We start from the raw sequence: 879 nt of genomic DNA, 5'->3' as shown, positions 1-879 counted from the left end.
AAACATCTTGTTACCAAGATCTTTAAGGCCAAGACCTTTGTATACTTCTGGTGCTGATGCAACTAACTCAGGTAATAGTGTTTCGATATCTGCGTTAGCATCGTAGTGACGCTTGAATGACAACAATGTGTTGATCAATGTGTCACGCTTACCTTTAGTAATACCCATTGAGAATAGGAACATTACTTGGAAGTCAGTAGTACGTGTTGGTACGATACCGAAACGACCTAGGTATGCAGTCACAAGTGCTGCTGGAACACCTGTTTCTAGGAAGTTGCCGTTGTCGTCAAGTCCAGGAGTTAGCAAGCTAACTTTGATTGGATCAAGCATACACCAGTCATTGTCGATTTCGTCAAAGCCGTGCCACTTGTCGCCAGGAGTTAGTTTCCAGTTCTCTTGGATAGTCATTAGAGACTCAACAGATGCATCTTCAAAGTTAACCTTGTCACCGTTCATTTCTGTAACAGTTTCTGCGTTCCAAGGTTTGAAGAACCAATCGTTGTCATTGGTGTAGTTGTTGAATAGCTGACGCATGTTTTGACGGAAGATGATCGCTTCGCGGTTTACTTCGTCAGTCAGTGTTTTACCACTTTCGCCTTTCATCATGTTAGCTGCAACATCGTTAGACGCACAGATTGCGTATAGTGGCGATGTTGAAGTGTGCATCATGTATGCTTGGTTGAAACGGTCAAAGTTGATCGCGTCTTCACCGTTACGTACGTGAATGTATGATGCTTGAGACAATGCATTCAATAACTTGTGAGTTGAGTGAGTTGCAAATACTGTTGGACCTTTGTGGTCTTTAGCATCGCCACGCATTGCGAAGTGACCCTTGTAGATAGGGTTAAAACGTGCGTAACCGAACCATGCTTCATCCAT

The 879-nt window shown here is 43.3% G+C and carries 1 pseudogene; it reads right to left on the bottom strand.

Features of this window, described 5'->3' with window-relative positions:
- A pseudogene (locus C9J38_RS21540) lies at positions 1–879 on the bottom strand (arginine decarboxylase); the annotation flags it as partial.

It is taken from the genome of Photobacterium sp. GB-210, assembly GCF_003026075.1.
In the GTDB taxonomy this organism is placed as follows: domain Bacteria; phylum Pseudomonadota; class Gammaproteobacteria; order Enterobacterales; family Vibrionaceae; genus Photobacterium.
Note: the sequence above shows the minus strand (reverse complement) of the source record. Positions and strands in the feature narration are given on the sequence as shown.